This is a genomic window from Azospirillum picis (assembly GCF_017876115.1).
GTDB lineage: Bacteria > Pseudomonadota > Alphaproteobacteria > Azospirillales > Azospirillaceae > Azospirillum > Azospirillum picis.
The window spans coordinates 200457-218842 of record NZ_JAGINO010000006.1 but is presented as its reverse complement, the minus strand read 5'-3'; the positions used below and the strand labels follow the sequence as shown (position 1 = coordinate 218842).

Genomic DNA, 18386 nt, shown 5'->3' with positions numbered 1-18386 from the left:
TCAGGGCAGCGGGGCTCGGCCGCGTGAAGAATTGAACCATTCCGCCGTGGCGCGCAACCCGGACGCAAGATCATGGGGCGGGCGCCAACCCAGCCTCTGGCGGATCGGCCGGTCGTCCACCGTCAGCGTTCCGGCCAGCCGGTCGAACACCGGCCGCGTCCCGGTCACCGTGGCCGCCAGCGCCATCAGCCCGCGCGGCACCGGCAGCAGGCGGGCGGGACGGCCGAGCGCCCGGGCGATGGCCCGAACCAGCTCCGCCGTCGACACCGGTTCGCCGTCCTGGACCAGGAAGGTCCGTCCGGCGGCGTCGGGGTGCTCCAGGGCGGTGAGGACGGCGTCGGCGAGGTTGCCGACATAGATGAGGCTGCGGCGGTTGTGGATGCCGCCCAGCGGCAGCGGCAGCCCGGTCGCCACCAGCTTCAGCAGGGCGCGCATGTTGCCGGCGGCGCCCGGTCCGTAGACCAGCGGCGGGCGGATCACCACCACCTCCATGCCGGTGCGGCCGGCGATGTCGGCAAGCCCGCGCTCCGCCTCCAGCTTGGAGACGCCGTAGGGCGTATGGGGGTCGGCCGGCGTCGCCTCGTCCAGCGGCGCCGGCCGGCTTTCGTCCACCATCGCCTTGACGCTGCTGAGGAAGACCAGCCGCTTCACGCCGGCGGCGGCGGCCTGCTCGGCCAGCCGCAGCGTGCCGGCGGTGTTGACGTGGCGGAAGGCCGCCAGCGGGTCGGTGGCGCGGTCGCGCATGACATGGACGCGCGCCGCCATGTGGATCACGGTGTCGATCCCCTCCAGCGCCGCGCGCCAGTCGGTGGCGGGGCCGATGTCGCCCACCGCGGCGACCTCCTCCCACGGCCCGTTCCGGCGATCGCCGGCGGAGGTGCGGACGGCGGCGCGCACGCGGTGTCCGCGTGCGGCCAGGACCGGGGCGGTGTGGCGTCCGACGAAGCCGGTGGCGCCGGTCAGAAGGACATGCATGGTGCGGGATCGTCCGGGCTGGAGGCGTCTCTGTGGCAGACCGCCCCTTTACTATCCTGTTTGGCCAGGCGGCGCCATGGCGCAAAGTCCAAGGTCCGTTTTCCGGCTTTCGATCAAGGGTGGGAATGGCTATAAGCGGTAGAGGGACGCGTGAACAAGGACGCTACCGGGACATGTCACATTCTATCGACGATACAGATGATCGGCACAGCCGCATCATCATCGTCAGCTTTAATTGCGCCGACTTCGTCAACCGCGTCATTGGCTGCCTGCTCGACCAGACCGATCCGGCCTTCGAGGTGGTGATCGTCGACAACGCCTCCAAGGATGTCGACGGCATCATGCTGCCCGACGATCCGCGTTTCCGGATGATCCGGCTGGACCGCAACGTCGGTTTCGCCGCCGCCAACAACATCGGCGCGGCCGGTGCCCGCGTCCCCTGGATCGTCACGCTGAATCCCGACGCCTTCCCGCGCCGCGACTGGATGGAGCGCCTGCAGGCCGCGGCCCGCGCGCAACCCGACGTCGCGATGTTCGGCTCGACCCAGCTCTTCTCCCATGATCCCCGCATGGTGGACGGGGAGGGCGACCAGTATTCCATCTTCGGCTTCGCCTGGCGGGTCAATTACCGCCGGGTGCTGAAGCCGCCCTACTACAGTGGGGACGTCTTCTCGCCCTGCGCCGCGGCCGCCATGTACCGGCGCGACCAGTACGAGGCGGTGAGCGGCTTCGACGAGGACTACTTCTGCTATTGCGAGGATGTCGACCTCGGTTTCCGCATCCGCCTGCGCGGTGGCCCGGCGGTGCAGGTCGGCGACGCGGTCGTGGAGCATGTCAGCAGCGGCGTGTCCAAGCAGTACGGCACCTTCGCCCAGTATCACGGGGTGCGGAACCTGATCTGGACCATGGTCAAGAACATGCCGCTGCCGCTGCTGCCGCTGGCCTTCGCCGGCCATTCGCTGCTGGTGGCCTATCTGGCGATCCGCAGCCTGGGCAGCGACCGCACCGGGGCGATCGGCCGCGGCATCCGCGACGCGCTGCGCGGCCTGCCGCGCATGATCGCCAAGCGGCGCGCCATCCAGCGCGACCGCCGGGCATCGCTGGCGCAGGTGGCGCGGATGATCGCCTGGAACCCGCTGCTGCTGAAGACGCGGGGCCGTCCGTCACCGGACCGCTCCCGCCGATCAGAGCAGGCGCCAGCCGTGCGTGTTGAAAAAGCGTAGGGCGGAACGGGCGAACATGCGGATGTGGGCGCCGCCCTTGCGGGCCGCCTTGCCGCCGAAATGCACCATGCGCACCTCCGGCACATAGGCGACGTCGCCGAGCGTCCCCGCCCGGCGGGACAGGTCGAAATCCTCGAAATAGAGGAAATAGCCGTCGTCGAAGCCGCCCAGCCGGACCAGCGCGTCGCGCCGGAAGAACATGAAGGCGCCGCTGACCTGCTCCAGCCCGGTGACGACGGCGTCGCGGGTGACGTCGCGCATCTCATAGCGGTCGAGCCGCCGCGCGAACATCCGCCGGACCGTGGCGGGCGCGAAGGCGCGCAGCCCGAGGTCCAGCACGGTCGGCCGCCGCTTGCACAGGAACTCCTGGTCGCCGGACGGCCCGAACACCTTGGGCGTCAGCAGCACCGTGGCGGGATGCGCCTCCATGTAGCGCCAGGCGGCCAGCAGCGCCTCCGGTTCCAGCAGGATGTCGTAGTTGAGGATCAGGTGGTAGGGCGCATCGCCCCGCCGGATCGCCAGATTGTGGCCGGCGCCGTAGCCGAGGTTGCCGTGGCCGGCCAGCAGCGTCACCGGCGGCCGGTTCTCCTGCGCATAGCGGTCGAACAGCGGCCGGAACGGGTTTGAGGCCGCGTCGCTGCCCGGCGGGGCGCCATTGTCGATGATCCACAGCCGGGTGCGCACGCCGGCCCCGGCGGCAAGCCGGCCCGCCGCGGCGCCGATGCTGTCGAGCGAGCGGGCGAGCAGGTCGGGATCGGGATGGTAGAGGACGACCGACAGGTCGAGGAAACCTGACATTCTTGCGCTTTTGCCCCTATGCCCTACGCCTTGGCCATGCGCTTCAGGGTCGCCAGCAGCAGGGCGACCGTGACGATTCCCGGCAGCAGCGTCCAGGCGCCGAAGCTGCCGGCGGCCAGCGCGGCCGCCAGCAGCAGCAGGCTGTAGCCGATGATGGTCAGCACCACGCGGTCATGCCGGCCGACGCCCTTGGCGGCCTTCTGGTAGAAATGCTCGCGGTGGGCCTGCCAGATCTTCTCTCCGCGCAGCAGGCGCCGCAGCAGGGTGATGGTGGCGTCGGTCAGGTAATAGGCGGGCAGGATCAGCGCCGCCGCCCAGTCGCCATGCGCCGCCAGCGTCGCCAGCAGGAAGGCCAGGATGTGGCCGAGCGGGATGCTGCCGACATCGCCCATGAACATGCGGGCGGGGCGCCAGTTGTGGGTGAGGAAGCCCGCCGCCGCCCCGGCGAGCGCCGCCCCGGCGACGCCGGTCAGCCCGAAATCGCCCATGGCGAGCGACACCAGCGCCACGCCGCCGCCGATCAGGATCGTCTCGCTGCCGGCCAGCCCGTCGATCCCGTCCATGAAATTGTAGAGGTTGACGAACCACAGCCACAGGAAGGCGGTCGCGGCGCGGTCCAGCCCCCAGGGCAGCCAACCCTGCCACACCAGCTCGTCCGTCGGCAGCGCCAGCAGGCCCAGCACCACCGCCATCGCCTGCACCACCAGGCGCAGCAGCGGCGACAGCGGGCGGCGGTCGTCGATCCAGGACACCGCCATCAGCGCCAGCGTGCCCAGCAGCACCACCGCGGTTTCCAGCGGCTTGCCGAAGGCGAGGCCGGCGGCGGCGAAGACCGGCACCACCGTCAGCATGACCGCCCAGCCGCCGCCGCGTGGGGTGGGGGCCTGATGGCTCGACCGCTCGTTGGGGATGTCGAGGATCCGGCTGGCCAGCAGCCAGCGCAGCACGCGGGTGGACAGGTACCAGCCGGCGGCGAGGCACAGCAGGAAGACGCCGGCCAGGGCGGACGAGTAGGCGGTGATGCTCATGATGGCGCAGGCCCCGGATGGTCAGACCTTGTGGTAGCCCTTGTACCACTCGACGAAGCGGGGAAGCCCGACCTCGATCGGGGTCTTCGGCTCGAAGCCGAGCAGTTGCCGGCTCAGGTCGATGTCGGCGGCGGTTTCCGGCACGTCCCCGGCCTGCATCGGCTCCATCACCTTGACCGCCTCGCGCCCCATCGCCCGCTCCAGCACGGCGATGAAATGCATCAGGTCCTCGCAGCGGTTGTTGCCGAGGTTGAAGATGCGGTGCGGGGCCCCGGTTTCGGCATCCCGGGGGGCGGGACGGTCGAGCGCAGCCAGGACGCCGGCGGTGATGTCGTCGATGTAGGTGAAATCGCGCTTCATCTTCCCGCCGTTGAAGACGCGGATCGGCCGCCCGGCCGTGATGGCGTCGGCGAACAGCCAGGTCGCCATGTCCGGACGGCTCCACGGACCGTAGACGGTGAAGAAGCGCAGGCCGGTCATCGGAAGCTGGTAGAGGTGGCTGTAGGTGAAGGCCAGCATCTCCGCCGCCTTCTTCGTGGCGGCATACACCGACACCGGGCTGTCCACCCGATCCTCGACGGAGAAGGGCATCTTGCGGTTGGCGCCGTAGACCGACGAGGTCGAGGCATAGACGAAATGCCGCAGCGCCGGCATGCGGCGCGCCGCCTCCAGCAGCGTGACCTGGCCGGTCACGTTGGCGTCGACATAGGCGTAGGGATTCTCGATGGAATAGCGCACGCCCGGCTGGGCGGCCAGATGGACGACCCCGGTGACGTCCGCGACTTGCGGCCACAGCCCCTCGATCGCCGCGCGGTCGGAGATGTCCGCCTTGACGAAGCGGAAGCCGGACCGGCCTTGCAGCCTGGCGAGCCGGGCCTCCTTCAACGCCACCGCATAGTAGTCGTTGAGGTTGTCGAGCCCGAGCACGGCCTCGCCCCGGTCGAGCAGCGCCGCCGCGACGTGCGACCCGATGAAGCCGGCGGCGCCGGTGACGAGGATTGTCATGCTGTCGAGCCCCTCTGCTCCGTTCCGCCGGACTTATGCCCCAGCCCCGACCATCGCGCCAGCCTCCTTCCACGCGCCGTGGCGCCCGGTTGCGCGCGCTTGACAGGGGCTCGGCCCTACCGGTCTACTGCGCGACCGCGATACACCAGGACCGATGGACCCATCCCGATGGCCCCCAAGAAGAACCCGCTGAACCTGAACCCGCTGCAACTGCGCACCCTGACCCTGCTGCAGGAGCTCGCCCGGCTGGAGAACAAGCCGGCGGAGGGCGAGGAGGGCGCTTTCCAGATCACCGCCCTGCCGCATGCCCACGGCAACCATTTCCATCTCGGCCATGCCGTCGTCGCGTCCAAGGACGCCACCGGCCTGCAGAACGAGGCGGTCTGGGTCATCCTGGAGCGCAAGGGCATCGTCAAGCGCACCCCCGGCGCCGCGATCCTGACGGCCGAGGGCGTCGGCTACGAGACCGGCTTGCGCGACCAGATCCTGCATCATTCCGACCACTGAGGCCGCAGGCGGAGACGCGTCGATGGACGACACCGTCGACACCGGGAAGACCCCGCCGGCCCCGGTGAAGCCGGCGGGCAGGCGTGACGAACGCCTCGCCGCCCGACTGCGCGAGAACCTGCGCAAGCGCAAGGAGCAGGCCCGGCAGCGGGAGCGGGAAGAGGGGTAGGGCGGCGCCTTACCCCAGCGACTTCCTGAACCAGATCTGGCGATGGCCCGGCGGGTAGCCGTCCATCTCGGCCCACACCTCGTACCCCTGCTTCGGGTAGAAGGCCGGTGCCTGGAAGTCGTAGGTGTAGAGTCGCGACCAGCGGCAGCCGCGTGTCCGCGCCTCGGCTTCCGCCGCCGCCAGCAGCCGTCCGCCGAGCCCGCTGCCGCGGGCGGAGTCGTCGACCCACAGCAGGTCGACATACAGCCACTCCCAGTTGGTGTAGCCGACCAGCCCGCCCTTCAGCCTGCCGTCCGGCGCGCGGGCGCTCGCCACCAGATCGCGGCGGTCGTAGGCACGGCCGAGCGACGCCTCGTTGTAGGCGCGCAGGCCGTCATGGATTCCGGCCAGGTCGGCGGGGGCGGGGGTGTCCGTCACGGACAGAATGGCATCGTCGCTCATGCCGGCCAGCCTAACCGCGGCGGCGGGCGTGACCAGTGCCGTGATAAAGAACCGTCCATGCGCCGGGGGCGGGCGTCGATTCCTTGAGCCTTGCCGCGCGCTCGGCTACAAACCAGCCTCAAGACCCTCCATCCAATCGTTACGCCAAGGAGTACCCCCGCGATGGGCATCATGCCGGATAGCTGGATCCGCGAGATGGCCGAGACCAAGGGCATGATCGAGCCCTTCGTCGAAACCCAGAAGCGCGAAGGCGTGATCTCCTACGGCGTGTCGTCCTACGGCTACGACGCCCGGGTCGCCGACGAGTTCAAGATCTTCACCAACGTCGACAACGCCCTCGTCGACCCGAAGCGCTTCGACGGCGGCAGCTTCGTCGACCGCAAGACCGACGTCTGCATCATCCCGCCCAACAGCTTCGCGCTGGCGCGCACCGTGGAGTATTTCCGCATCCCCCGCGACGTGCTGGTGATCTGCCTCGGCAAGAGCACCTATGCGCGCTGCGGCCTGATCGTGAACGTCACCCCGCTGGAGCCGGAGTGGGAAGGCCACGTCACGCTGGAGATCTCCAATACGACGCCGCTGCCCGCCAAGGTCTATGCCAACGAGGGCCTCTGCCAGTTCCTGTTCCTGAAGGGCGACAGCGTCTGCGAGGTCTCCTACGCCGACAAGTCGGGCAAATACATGGGCCAGCGGGGCGTCACCCTGCCGCGGCTCTGACCGCCGCCTTCCTCATTCACAGCGTATCCGCGAAAGCTCAGGTTTCATGGACAAGATCCGCATCCGCGGCGGCCGCCCGCTGAACGGCTCCATCACCGTCGGTGGCGCCAAGAACGCCGCACTGCCGCTGATGACGGCGTCGCTTCTCACCGACGAGTCGCTGACGCTGACCAACCTGCCGATCCTGGCGGACATCAACACGCTGTGCAACCTGCTGCTCCAGCATGGCGTCGCCATCCACATGGCCGGCGCCGGCGGCGACTGCGCCGGCCGCGCCGTGGAGTTCACCGCCCGCGACGTCACCAACACCACGGCGCCCTACGACCTGGTGCGCAAGATGCGCGCCAGCGTGCTGGTGCTGGGGCCGCTGCTGGCGCGCTGCGGCGAGGCCAAGGTGTCGCTGCCCGGCGGCTGCGCCATCGGCGCCCGGCCGGTCGACCTGCACATCAAGGGCCTGGAGGCGATGGGCGCCGACATCCGCCTGGAGGGCGGCTACATCGTCGCCAAGGCGCCGGCCGGCGGGCTGAGGGGCGGAGAGATCGTCTTCCCGAAGGTGTCGGTGGGCGCCACCGAGAACCTCCTGATGGCGGCGACGCTGGCCCGCGGCACCACCATCCTGGTGAACGCCGCGCGCGAGCCGGAGGTGACCGACCTCGCCGAATGCTTGGTCAAGATGGGGGCGAAGATCGCCGGCATCGGGACCGACCGGCTGGTGATCGAGGGTGTCGACCGCCTGCACGGCGCCCGGCACATGGTGGTCGCCGACCGCATCGAGACCGGCACCTACGCCATGGCGGCGGCCATCACCGGCGGCCGTCTCGACATCCTCAACACCCGGCTCGACCTGATCAAGGCGGCGGTCAAGGCGCTGGCCCCGGCCGGTGTCGCCTTCGAGGAGATCGACAACGGGATCCGCGTGTCGCGCGCCAATGGCGAACTGCACGGCGTCGACGTGATGACCGAGCCGTTCCCCGGCTTCCCCACCGACCTCCAGGCCCAGATGATGGCCCTGATGTGCACGGCGAACGGAGCCGCGATGATCACCGAGACGATCTTCGAGAACCGTTTCATGCACGCGCCCGAGCTGATGCGGATGGGCGCGCGGATCACCGTCCACGGGTCCTCGGCCCTGGTGCGCGGCGTGGAACGGCTGACCGGTGCGCCTGTTATGGCGACGGACCTGCGCGCTTCGGTGTCGCTGGTGCTCGCCGGGCTCGCGGCTGAGGGGGAGACGACGGTCAACCGCGTCTATCATCTCGACCGCGGTTACGAGCGGGTGGAGGATAAGCTTGCCGCCTGCGGCGCCGACATCGAGCGCATCCATGGCGGTGAGGAATAAGGCGGCAAGGAATAGGCCAGGACCGGCCGGCGGAAACCCACCCTCCGCCCGTCTGAGAGGTGCCATGACCGGAGGTGCCATGACCATGACCCCCATCCGCCTGCGCGCGGAGGATGCCGAGGACCTGAAGGTGGTCTCCGCCTGCCTGCAGGATGCCATCCTGCCGGTCGGCGACATGTGCTTCCAGCCCGCGGACAAGCGGTTCGTCATGGTGGTCAACCGCTTCCGCTGGGAAGCGGCCGATCAGCCACGTCCCGGCCCCACCGCCGATGACGATGATCTGGCTCCCTATGAGCGGGTCCATTGCGGCGTCCGGGTCGAGGGCGTGACCGCAGCCAAGCTGCGCGGGTTCGACATCAAGAACCGCGGCCAGTTGCTTGAACTGCTGTCGATCGAAATGGCGGAAGGCGGCAGGATCACCCTGAACTTCGCCGGCGGTGGCGGGGTCCTGCTGGAGGGGACGGCGCTGCGGGTGATGGTGGAGGATTTGGGCGAACCCTGGCCGACCGGTTGCCGGCCGTGCCACCCCGACGACACCGCGCCGGAGCCTTCCCCGGACCATCCCCAGGACCATCCCCAGGATCGCCGCGGCGTTTGATGCCGCCCCGGCCCATCCGCCGCGCCCGGCCTGGTCAGCCTCGGCCGAACAGGCAGGGCTGACGCGAGTCTGGGCGGGCCGGGCGCGTCAGCGCTCGGCCACCTGCGAGTCGTTGCGGATCGCGCGGATGACGTCCTTCGCGGTCTTCTTGTAGGTCACCGTGTCGACATCCTCGCCCGGCGCCAGTTGCGAGCGGTGGACGGTGAAGAAGCGGTGGCCGACGTCCAGCATCCCGCTGGCCTCGACCAGCACGGTGGCGTCGCTGCCCCGCTCGGCCGGGGCGACCGAAACGATCTGGCCCAGTTCCTCTCCGTGCACGCCGGTCACTTCGATGCCGACCAAGTCGTCATCGGTCGTCGGATCGGCGGCCAGCGCCGACTCGTGGATGGCAAAGGGCAGGGTGGCGGCCAGCGCAAGGCCGGCCAGCATGGTCTGGAACCGCATGATTCGGGCTCCCATCGCTGATGTGTGTCTCGTATGTCACAATCAACATGGGAATTGATGATGAGTTCCCGAGGAACCATCCAGGGTTAATCCGGTTGCCAGGGGTGGAAACCAACCGCGAAGGAGACCCTCTCCATGGCCCAGAAGCTGACCGGCAAGACCGTGGCCGTTCTTGCCACCGACGGGTTCGAGCAGGTCGAACTGACGGAGCCGGTGAAGGCCCTGCGCGATGCGGGCGCCACCGTGCATGTGGTCGCGCCGAAAGGTGGCGAGATCCAGGGCTGGAACCACCATGACCGTGGCGACAAGGTTGCCGTGGACGTGACGCTCGACCAGACCGATGCCGGGCGCTACGACGCGCTGCTGCTTCCGGGCGGCGTGATCAACCCCGATGCGCTGCGCCTGGAGCCGAAGGCGATCGAGTTCGTGAAGAGCTTCGTCACGTCGGCCCGGCCGATCGCCGCGATCTGCCATGGCCCCTGGACGTTGATCGACGCCGGCGGGGTGCGCGGCAAGCGCATGACCTCCTGGCCATCCCTCCAGACCGACCTGCGCAACGCGGGTGCGACCTGGGTGGACGAGCAGGTGGTCACCGACCACGGCCTCGTCACGTCGCGCAAGCCGGATGACATCCCGGCCTTCTGCCGCAAGATGATCGAGGAGTTCTGCGAAGGCCGTCACACCGGCCACCGCCACGCGGCGGAATAGGCGACCGGGAACGGGCGGTGCAGGCGGTGCACCGCAAGGGCACCGCCGCATGGCCCGGCGCCGAGGGAGAATGTGCCGGATGGCGGCGGAACCGTGCCGTCCGCGGGGGAGAAGGGCGCTCGTGCCGTTCGGCGGGCGCCGGCCAGACCCGGCGTGTTACGCCGTCACCAGCGGCGAGAGGCCGTTCTGGATCGCCCACACGGCCGCCTGGGTGCGGTTCTGGGCGTTGATCTTCCGCATCACGTTCTTGAAATGCATCTTCACGGTGGATTCCGTGATGTGCAGGTTGCGCGCGATGGCCTTGTTCGACTGTCCGGCCAGCAGGCAGCGCAGGATCTGCACTTCGCGCTTCGACAGGTCGCTGCTTGGCGGCACGGCGATCGGGGCCGGGCTGTGCGGGCGCTCGTTCACCGCAGACATCAGCAGGCCGGCGACATGGGTCGGATACACCACCTCTCCCAGCATCACCAGGCGGAGCGACCGCAGCAGGCTTTCGCTCGACATGCTCTTGTTCAGGTAGGCGTCCGCCCCGGCCTTCAGCGACTGTGACAAGCTGCGGTCGGCGATGGTGTCGGCGAGCACGGCGATCCGCGCCGAGGTTCCTTCGCGCAGCCGGCGTATTCCGGCGATCTCTTCCGGCATGCCGTCCTGCAACGCCAGGACGATCAGGTCCGGCTCGCTGCCCTCGGCAATGACGTCGAGTGCGTCGTCGGCGCTGGCCGCATGTGCACTGACCCGGAAAGGGCCACCGCCGATCAGCGTCGCAAGGGCCGCCGAGAACAGGCGGTCATGGTCCACCAGCATCACGTTCCATGTCTTCATCGATTGTCCTCCGCAAGGCTACCCGGCACCGGGCGGCGGCGGGTCCGCCCCTATCCGGTTCCTCACATGAAAGTGCCGGTCCAAGCCGGCCGGCCCGTACAGAGTCCGAACAGGGAAAATTCGATCAAAGTTGTTCGGAACAGCGGGCTTTACGCTTCATGTAGGAATGATTTATACGGTTCATTAACCAATGGCGCAAGCTGAGAACAGGAAAGTCACAGGCAGTAGACGGCATTTCATTGGAAATTGATCGAACCGTGGATCGTTCGATATTTCGAGGTAGAGACGCCATAGGACGGCGCGAATGAACCGCTTTCGGTTTGGGGTTTTTTGGTGTTCTTGGCCCTTCTGGAAAGCGGTCCGCTGAGGATAAGGGGACACGATGGAGTTCGAGCTTCAAGCGCGCGGCAGTTCGCGTAGCGCGGGCAATGCCACGCGGATTTTTCTGGTGGTCGACGAGCAGCCGATGGTGCGCCACGGCTTCGCTCTGTCCATCGGCGAAATCTGCCCCGACGCGCGCGTGCTGGAGGCCGGGTCGCTGGACGAGGCGCTCGCCGTCGGCCGCACCACTCCCGAACTGGCCCTGGTGTTGTACGATCCCGGACCGCCGCGGCCCGAGGAGGCCGGGGTGAACAGTGCGCACGACGGCTTGCGCCGGCTGAAGGACGCGCTGGGCGACGTGCCGGTGCTGATCCTGACCAATTCCGACGAGGTGGCCGACATCGTCGACAGCGTCCGCATGGGTGCACGCGGCTATGTGCTGAAGACGAGCCCGCCGGAAGTGCTCGAGCACGCGATCTCCCTGGCGCTCAGCGGCGACATCTTCCTGCCGCTGCCGCGGGCGGTGCTGAACGGTGCCCTGGCGGAGGCTGCGCGCAGCCACGACGACATCCTCGACCGGCTGACCGATCGCCAGCGCGACGTCTTCGAGCTTCTGCTGGCCGGCCATTCCAACAAGGAGATCGCCCGTGGCCTGGGCGTGCTCGAAGGGACCGTGAAGGTGCATGTCCGGGCCATCATGCAGAAGCTCGGCGTGCGCAACCGCACCCAGGTCGCCGTGGTCGCGGCCCGCCACGGCTGTTTTTCCGGCGAAGGCTGACCGGCGGCGCCGTTGCGTGAACGGCCCCGCTTCCGGCAGACTGCCCCGCGGATGCAGCGGGCGCGGACAGGGGGAGCGCGGGGTTGGTTCAGACGCTGGCGGCCGGCAGGCCGGGGAATGCGGGACGCGAAGAGAAGAAGGTCGCCGTCCATGGGGCCGCGACGGTGCGGTTCGAGCACCGCCATGGCGAGACCCGGCTGGCGACGCTCTATCACCATGATCCGCTGCGGGTCCTGATGCCGGCACCGCGCCGCGGCGACCTCCCGGTCGCCGTGCTCGCGACCACGTCGGGCGGCATGGTCGGGGGCGACCGCATGGACATCGCGCTGTCGGCGGGACCGGGGGCGAAGGCCCTGGTGACCACCCAGGCGGCCGAGAAGGTCTACCGCTCCACCGGCGAGGACTGCCGCATCGACACCGCGGTGTCGGTCGAGGACGGCGCTTGGCTGGAGTGGATGCCGCAGGAGGCGATCGTCTTCGAAGGAGCCCGACTGCGCCGGCTGACGAAGCTCGACCTGTCGGGCGACGGCCGGGCGGTCGCCGGCGAGATGCTGGTGTTCGGCCGCGCCGCCTTCGGCGAGACCGTGACCCGCGGCCTGATCCGCGATGCCTGGGAGGTCGCGCGCGACGGCCGGCTGATCTGGGCGGACGCCCTGCATCTTGAGGACGACATCGCGGAGGCGCTCGCCCATCCCGCCGGCTTCGGTGGGGCGGGCGCCTGCGCCACGCTGCTGCATGCGGCCGCCGGTGCCGGCCGGCATCTGGAGGCGGTGCGTGCCCTGGCCGAGCGGGTGGAGGGCGCCCGCGTCGGTGCCACCGCCTTCGAGGGCTTGCTGGTCGTCCGCATCCTGGGCGGCGACGCCCGCGCCGTGCGCCGCGCCTATGCGGCGATCTGGTCCGGCCTGCGCGCCGAGGCTGCCGGCCTGCCGACGCGGCTGCCGCGCCTGTGGGAGGTATGACTTGGGCGGCGTGAGGGCCAAGCTTTTCAAGCGGCTACGTCATACGACGCACTTGGCGCACCGCATCATCGTGGCATAATCGCCGCCAACCGACCGGCGGCAGCGCCGGGGACGAACAGGGCGGCGAAAGGGCAATCCCCCGATGAACCTGACAGGGCGCGAGAAGGACAAGCTGCTGATCGCCATGGCGGCGGTGGTGGCGCGGCGTCGGCTGGAGCGCGGCGTGAAGCTCAACCATCCGGAGGCGGTCGCCCTCATCACCGATTTCGTGGTCGAAGGCGCCCGCGACGGACGGACGGTGGCCGAACTGATGCGCGACGGCGCCACCGTGCTGACCCGCGAGCAGGTGATGGACGGCGTGCCGGAGATGATCCACGACATCCAGGTCGAGGCCACCTTCCCCGACGGCACCAAGCTCGTCACCGTCCACCAGCCGATCCGTTGAGGGGAGTGCCTCCATGAAACCCGGTGAAATCCTTCCCGCGGCCGGCGAGATCGTGCTGAACGACGGCCGCGCCACCGTGGAGATCGACGTCGCGAACGCCGGCGACCGCCCGATCCAGGTCGGCTCGCACTTCCATTTCCACGAGACCAATTCCGCCCTCGCCTTCGACCGCGAACAGGCGCGCGGCTTCCGGCTCGACATCCCCGCCGGCACGGCGGTGCGCTTCGAACCCGGCCAGACCCGCAGCGTCAGGCTGGTCGCCTATGGCGGCGACCGGGTGGTGATCGGCTTCAACCGCATGGTCAACGGCGCCCTCTGACGGGCCGACAGGGAAGGGCGAAGAACATGGCGCACCGCATCGACCGGGCCGAATACGCGGCCCTCTACGGCCCGACCACCGGCGACCGGGTCCGGCTGGCCGACACCGACCTCATCGTCGAGGTCGAGCGCGACCACACCGTCTACGGCGAGGAGGTCAAGTTCGGCGGCGGCAAGGTGATCCGCGACGGCATGGGGCAGTCCCAGCGCTCGCGCCACCAGGGGGCGGTCGACACCGTCATCACCAACGCGCTGATCATCGACCACTGGGGCATCGTCAAGGCCGACATCGGCATCACCGGCGGGCGGATCGCCGCGATCGGCAAGGCGGGCAACCCCGACGTCCAGCCCGGCGTCGACATCATCATCGGTCCGGGCACCGAGGTGATCGCCGGCGAGGGCAAGATCGTCACCGCCGGCGGCATCGACGCCCACATCCACTTCATCTGCCCGCAGCAGGTGGACGAGGCGCTGAACAGCGGCCTCACCACCATGCTCGGCGGCGGCACCGGCCCGGCCGCCGGCACCTCGGCCACCACCTGCACCCCCGGCCCCTGGCACATGGAGCGGATGCTCCAGGCCGCCGAGGGGCTGCCGATCAACCTCGGCTTCTTCGGCAAGGGCAACAGCAGCCGTCCCGACGCGCTGATCGAGCAGATCGCCGCCGGTGCCTGCGGGCTGAAGCTGCACGAGGACTGGGGTACCACGCCGGACGCCATCGACACCTGCCTGACGGTCGCCGACCAGCTCGACGTCCAGGTGGCGATCCACACCGACACGCTGAACGAATCCGGCTTCGTCGAGGACACCATCGCGGCCTTCAAGGGCCGCACCATCCACACCTTCCACACCGAAGGGGCGGGCGGCGGCCATGCCCCGGACATCATCCGGGTGGCGGGCCTCGCCAACGTGCTGCCCAGCTCTACCAACCCGACGCGGCCCTTCACCATCAACACGGTGGACGAGCATCTCGACATGCTGATGGTGTGCCACCACCTCAGCCCGCGCATCCCCGAGGACGTCGCCTTCGCCGAGAGCCGCATCCGCCGCGAGACCATCGCGGCCGAGGACATCCTGCACGACCTCGGCGTCTTCTCGATGATCTCGTCGGACAGCCAGGCGATGGGGCGGGTCGGCGAGGTGATCATCCGCACCTGGCAGACCGCCCACAAGATGAAGGTCCAGCGCGGCCGCTTGGCCCAGGAGAGCGGCGACAACGACAATGTCCGGGTCAAGCGCTACATCGCCAAATACACCATCAACCCGGCGCTGTCGCACGGCATCGGCCATGTCGTCGGCTCGGTCGAGGTCGGCAAGCTGGCCGACCTCGTGGTGTGGTCGCCGGCCTTCTTCGGGGTGAAGCCCGACATGGTGCTGAAATGCGGCACCATCGCCGCGTCGCTGATGGGCGATCCCAACGCGTCGATCCCGACGCCGCAGCCGGTCCACTACCGCCCGATGTTCGGCAGCTACGGCCGGGCGATGCAGGCCAGCAGCGTCACCTTCGTCAGCGCCAAGGCGATGGAGCTGGAGGTCGGCCGCCAGCTCGGCCTGCACCGCGAACTGATCGCCGTCCAGGGCACCCGCACCGTCGGCAAGAAGCAGATGATCCACAACGACGCCACCCCGCACATCGAGGTCGATCCCGAGACCTACGAGGTGCGGGCCGACGGGCAACTGCTGACCTGCGAGCCGGCCGACGTCCTGCCGATGGCGCAGCGCTACTTCCTGTTCTGAGGCGCAGTTTTTAATTCCCTCTCCCCCCCGGGGAGAGGGGTAGGGTGAGGGGGACGCGCTTCGAGGATCTCTTCGGCTGCGCCGAACCCCCTCATCCCAACCTTCTCCCCAGGGGGGAGAAGGAGTCTTAGGCAGGGTCTATTCGTGATCGGTGTATTCGATTCAGGACATGGCGGGTTGACGGTGCTGCGCGCCCTGGTGGACGCGGCTCCCGACCGGCCCTTCGTCTATCTCGGCGACCATGCCGCGGCACCCTACGGCCCGCGCAGCGAGGACGACATCTACCGGCTGACGATCGCCGGGATGGACCGGCTGTTCGACCAGGGCTGCCGGCTGATCGTCATCGCCTGCAACACCGCCGCCGCCGTGGCGCTGAGGCGCCTGCAGCAGGAATGGCTGCCGTCGGCCCATCCCGGCCGCAACGTGCTGGGGGTCCTGGTGCCGATGGTGGAGGCGATCACCCGCGTCCCCTGGATGATCGACACCGTGCCGCCCGACCATCTGGCCGAACCGCGCACCGTCGGCATCTTCGCCACCGCGGCGACGGTCAACTCCGGCTCCTTCCCGCGGGAGATCGGCAAGCGCGCTCCCTCGGTGCGGGTGGTGCAGCAGGCCTGCCCGGACCTGGTGCCGCTGATCGAGCGCGGCGCGCCCGACGCGGAGATCGAGCCGGCGGTCGTCGCCTATGTCCGCCTGCTGCTGGACAAGCTGGGCCGCCAGCCGCTGGATGCCGTGGTGCTCGGCTGCACCCATTACCCGCTGGTCTCGCACCTGTTCGCCCGCGCCCTGCCGGCCGGCGTGGAGGTGCTGTGCCAGCCCGCCCTGACCGCGCGCTCGCTCGATCAGTATCTGGAGCGCCATCCCGAATACCGGCCCGCTGCGGGCGACCCGGGCCTGCGCTTCTTCACCACCGGGGACGCGGCGCTGGTCAGCGACTTGGCCGGCCGCTTCTTCGGCCATCCGACCCCCTTCGAACGGCTGAGCTGATGACCGAAACGACCCGCCGCGCCACCCGAGTCCATGCCCGCGGCCACTGGCCGGCGGAGCGGCAGGCCGGTACCGTGACGCTGGCCTTCGACGACCGCTTCCGCCGGCGCATGGCGATGACCGACGATGCCGGCGGCGCCTTCCTGCTCGACCTGCCGCGGGCGGTGGCGCTGGACGACGGCGACGGGCTGGAAGTGGACGGCGGCGTCTTCCTGCGCGTCGTCGCGGCGCCGGAGGAGTTGATGGAGGTCCGCGTTCCCGGACCGGTCGAGGCGTTCGCCCGTGTCGCCTGGCATCTCGGCAACCGCCATCTGCCGGTGCAGATCGCCGGGGACACCATCCGCCTGCGCCGCGACCACGTGATCGAGGACATGCTGCGCGGGCTGGGCGCCGAGGTGCGCGACGTGATGGCCCCCTTCATGCCGGAGGGTGGTGCCTATGGCGGGCATTCGCATGGCGGCGGGCATGGGCACTCGCACTGAAAAGCCCCCTCTCCCCCCCGGCGTCAGCAATGCTGACGCCGCCGACAGGCAAAACGTAGTCTTGCCGATAGGCGGGGAGAAGGTTGGGATGAGGGGGTTCGGCGCAGCCGATGAAATCCTCGACGCGCATCCCCCTCGCCCCAACCCTCTCCCCGGGGGGGAGAGGGGACAAGATAGCGTCTCCACCCATGCCCTGACGCGGCTGCTCGCCTGGCTCTCCCCCAGCTTTCCGGTCGGCGGCTTCTCCTACAGCCACGGCATCGAGGCGGCGGTGGAACAGGGCTTGGTGCGCGACCGCGCCACGCTGACCGCATGGCTCGACGGCATCCTGCGCCACGGTGCCGGGCGGACCGACGGGATGCTGTTCGCGGCGGCCCACCGGGCCGTGCGCACCGGCGAGGAGACCGCCTTCGCCTGGGCGGTCGAGCGCGCGGACGTCCTGCGGGCTTCCTCGGAAACCGCGCTCGAATCGCGCGCCCAGGGCCAGGCCTTCCTCCTGGCGATCCGTGCCGCCTGGCCCCTGGACGGGCTGTCGCGCTGGGATGCGGTCATCGCCGCCGCCGGCCGTCCGGTGGCCTATCCGGTGGCGGTGGCGCTGGCCGCGGCGCTGAGCGGGGTGGCGGAAGGCCCGGCGCTGACCGCCTACCTGCATGCTTTCGCCGCGAACCTCGTCTCCGCCGGCGTGCGGCTGGTCCCGCTCGGCCAGACCGACGGGCAGCGGGCGCTGGCGGCGCTCGATCCAATTACCCACCGGGCGGCCCTGGCGGCGCTGGCGGCACCGCTGGACGACCTCGGCGGCCGGGCGATGGCCGTCGATTGGACCTCGATGATCCACGAAACCCAATATACGAGGCTGTTCCGCTCATGAGCGCTCTTCCCGCTATCGAAAAGAGCCACGCCGGTCCCTTGCGCGTCGGCATCGGCGGCCCGGTCGGCTCCGGCAAGACCGCCCTGACCGACGCGCTGTGCAAGCGCATGCGCGACGATTGGGAGGTCGCGGCGATCACCAACGACATCTACACCAAGGAGGATGCCGAGTTCCTCACCCGCTCCGGCGCGCTGAAGCCGGAACGGATCATGGGGGTGGAGACCGGCGGCTGCCCGCACACGGCGATCCGCGAGGACGCGTCGATCAACCTCGCCGCCGTCGACGAGATGAACGCGAAGTTCCCCAACCTCGACCTGATCTTCATCGAATCCGGCGGCGACAACCTGGCAGCCACCTTCTCGCCGGAACTGGCGGACATCACCATCTACGTCATCGACGTTTCGGCCGGCGACAAGATCCCGCGCAAGGGCGGCCCGGGCATCACGCGGTCCGACCTGCTGGTGATCAACAAGACGGACCTCGCCCCGATGGTCGGCGCCAGCCTGGAGGTGATGGACCGCGACGCCCGCAAGATGCGCGGCGACCGTCCCTTCGTCTTCACAAACGTCAAGGCGGGCGAGGGGCTGGACGCCATCCAGTCCTTCATCGTGCAGCGCGGCGGCCTTCCCCTGCCGGGCTGACCGTCCCCGTTCCGGCGACCGCGGGGAGCCGGCAGGGGGCCGGCGCGGGAACCTCCGGCTTGACCGTGCTGTTCAT

The 18386-nt window shown here is 69.5% G+C and carries 23 protein-coding genes; 16 read left to right on the top strand and 7 right to left on the bottom strand.

All coding sequences use genetic code 11. The features are described from left to right. Positions 1–975, bottom strand: coding sequence for a UDP-glucose 4-epimerase family protein (locus J2850_RS11415; protein WP_209981668.1), 975 nt, complete (start codon positions 973–975; stop codon positions 1–3). 173 nt (positions 976–1148) lie between these two features. On the opposite strand from J2850_RS11415, the gene J2850_RS11410 reads away from it, so the two are divergent. Next, a complete protein-coding gene (locus tag J2850_RS11410; protein WP_209981666.1) occupies positions 1149–2198 on the top strand; it encodes a glycosyltransferase family 2 protein in 1050 nt (349 codons plus the stop codon). Here J2850_RS11410 and J2850_RS11405 read toward each other — a convergent pair. The 3 genes from J2850_RS11405 to J2850_RS11395 are packed head-to-tail and all read right to left on the bottom strand — an operon-like array spanning position 2160 to position 5029. Then, positions 2160–2996 carry a glycosyltransferase family 2 protein gene (locus tag J2850_RS11405; RefSeq protein ID WP_209981664.1) on the bottom strand — a complete coding sequence of 279 codons (837 nt, stop codon included), beginning with the start codon at positions 2994–2996 and terminating at the stop codon, positions 2160–2162. The two genes, J2850_RS11410 and J2850_RS11405, sit on opposite strands and share 39 nt — an antisense overlap. Positions 2997–3019: 23 nt before the next feature. Beyond that, entirely contained in the window at positions 3020–4024 is a 1005-nt protein-coding gene (locus J2850_RS11400; RefSeq protein WP_209981662.1) for an MraY family glycosyltransferase, read from the bottom strand. A gap of 21 nt (positions 4025–4045) precedes the next feature. Beyond that, the gene (locus J2850_RS11395; RefSeq protein ID WP_209981660.1) at positions 4046–5029 is read right to left on the bottom strand and encodes an SDR family NAD(P)-dependent oxidoreductase; all 984 of its coding nucleotides are present in this window, start codon (positions 5027–5029) and stop codon (positions 4046–4048) included. Positions 5030–5197: 168 nt separating this feature from the next. Between J2850_RS11395 and J2850_RS11390 the strand changes: the two genes are divergently transcribed. Together J2850_RS11390 and J2850_RS11385 are read left to right on the top strand one after the other, a co-directional pair. Further along, positions 5198–5536: a hypothetical protein gene (locus tag J2850_RS11390; protein ID WP_209981659.1), complete on the top strand. Its 339-nt coding sequence runs from the start codon at positions 5198–5200 to the stop codon at positions 5534–5536. Between the two features lie 22 nt (positions 5537–5558). After that, positions 5559–5705, top strand: a complete 147-nt coding sequence (locus J2850_RS11385) for a hypothetical protein (protein ID WP_209981657.1) — start codon at positions 5559–5561, stop codon at positions 5703–5705. A 9-nt stretch (positions 5706–5714) separates the two neighbouring features. Here the strand turns inward: J2850_RS11385 and J2850_RS11380 are convergent, their stop codons facing one another. After that, positions 5715–6146, bottom strand: coding sequence for a GNAT family N-acetyltransferase (locus J2850_RS11380; RefSeq protein WP_209981656.1), 432 nt, complete (start codon positions 6144–6146; stop codon positions 5715–5717). A gap of 162 nt (positions 6147–6308) precedes the next feature. Here J2850_RS11380 and dcd point away from each other — a divergent pair, with 162 nt between their 5' ends. From dcd to J2850_RS11365, 3 genes are all read left to right on the top strand, one after another. Further along, the gene (dcd, locus tag J2850_RS11375) at positions 6309–6863 is read left to right on the top strand and encodes a dCTP deaminase (RefSeq protein ID WP_209981654.1); all 555 of its coding nucleotides are present in this window, start codon (positions 6309–6311) and stop codon (positions 6861–6863) included. Between the two features lie 46 nt (positions 6864–6909). Then, on the top strand, positions 6910–8202 hold the full coding sequence (murA, locus tag J2850_RS11370; RefSeq protein WP_209981652.1) for a UDP-N-acetylglucosamine 1-carboxyvinyltransferase: 1293 nt from the start codon (positions 6910–6912) through the stop codon (positions 8200–8202). A gap of 79 nt (positions 8203–8281) precedes the next feature. Beyond that, complete coding sequence (locus J2850_RS11365; RefSeq protein ID WP_209981650.1) at positions 8282–8800, top strand: DUF2948 family protein; 519 nt, start codon at positions 8282–8284, stop codon at positions 8798–8800. Positions 8801–8887: 87 nt separating this feature from the next. Here J2850_RS11365 and J2850_RS11360 read toward each other — a convergent pair whose 3' ends face one another. Continuing rightward, the gene (locus J2850_RS11360; protein WP_209981648.1) at positions 8888–9244 is read right to left on the bottom strand and encodes a hypothetical protein; all 357 of its coding nucleotides are present in this window, start codon (positions 9242–9244) and stop codon (positions 8888–8890) included. Between the two features lie 135 nt (positions 9245–9379). On the opposite strand from J2850_RS11360, the gene J2850_RS11355 reads away from it, so the two are divergent. Then, complete coding sequence (locus J2850_RS11355) at positions 9380–9952, top strand: type 1 glutamine amidotransferase domain-containing protein (protein ID WP_209981646.1); 573 nt, start codon at positions 9380–9382, stop codon at positions 9950–9952. Positions 9953–10108: 156 nt separating this feature from the next. Here J2850_RS11355 and J2850_RS11350 read toward each other — a convergent pair whose 3' ends face one another. Then, positions 10109–10774 (bottom strand): LuxR C-terminal-related transcriptional regulator, encoded by a 666-nt coding sequence (locus tag J2850_RS11350; RefSeq protein WP_209981644.1) that lies wholly within the window; start codon positions 10772–10774, stop codon positions 10109–10111. Between the two features lie 448 nt (positions 10775–11222). Between J2850_RS11350 and J2850_RS11345 the strand changes: the two genes are divergently transcribed. The 9 genes from J2850_RS11345 (at position 11223) to ureG (ending at position 18310) form a co-directional block, all read left to right on the top strand. Further along, on the top strand, positions 11223–11873 hold the full coding sequence (locus J2850_RS11345; RefSeq protein ID WP_307354365.1) for a LuxR C-terminal-related transcriptional regulator: 651 nt from the start codon (positions 11223–11225) through the stop codon (positions 11871–11873). An 83-nt stretch (positions 11874–11956) separates the two neighbouring features. After that, a complete protein-coding gene (locus tag J2850_RS11340; protein ID WP_209981640.1) occupies positions 11957–12832 on the top strand; it encodes an urease accessory protein UreD in 876 nt (291 codons plus the stop codon). Positions 12833–12974: 142 nt separating this feature from the next. Continuing rightward, positions 12975–13277 (top strand): urease subunit gamma, encoded by a 303-nt coding sequence (locus tag J2850_RS11335; RefSeq protein ID WP_209981639.1) that lies wholly within the window; start codon positions 12975–12977, stop codon positions 13275–13277. Between the two features lie 13 nt (positions 13278–13290). After that, on the top strand, positions 13291–13596 hold the full coding sequence (locus J2850_RS11330) for an urease subunit beta (RefSeq protein ID WP_209981637.1): 306 nt from the start codon (positions 13291–13293) through the stop codon (positions 13594–13596). A gap of 26 nt (positions 13597–13622) precedes the next feature. After that, positions 13623–15332, top strand: coding sequence for an urease subunit alpha (gene ureC, locus J2850_RS11325; RefSeq protein ID WP_209981635.1), 1710 nt, complete (start codon positions 13623–13625; stop codon positions 15330–15332). Positions 15333–15476: 144 nt separating this feature from the next. After that, complete coding sequence (gene murI, locus J2850_RS11320; RefSeq protein ID WP_209981633.1) at positions 15477–16319, top strand: glutamate racemase; 843 nt, start codon at positions 15477–15479, stop codon at positions 16317–16319. Continuing rightward, positions 16319–16801 carry an urease accessory protein UreE gene (locus tag J2850_RS11315; RefSeq protein ID WP_209981631.1) on the top strand — a complete coding sequence of 161 codons (483 nt, stop codon included), beginning with the start codon at positions 16319–16321 and terminating at the stop codon, positions 16799–16801. The genes murI and J2850_RS11315 overlap by 1 nt, the downstream gene beginning before the upstream one ends. Before the next feature lie 88 nt (positions 16802–16889). Beyond that, positions 16890–17669, top strand: coding sequence for an urease accessory protein UreF (locus J2850_RS11310; protein ID WP_246512985.1), 780 nt, complete (start codon positions 16890–16892; stop codon positions 17667–17669). Further along, positions 17666–18310, top strand: a complete 645-nt coding sequence (gene ureG, locus J2850_RS11305) for an urease accessory protein UreG (protein ID WP_209981629.1) — start codon at positions 17666–17668, stop codon at positions 18308–18310. The genes J2850_RS11310 and ureG overlap by 4 nt, the downstream gene beginning before the upstream one ends. Positions 18311–18386: the final 76 nt, after the last annotated feature.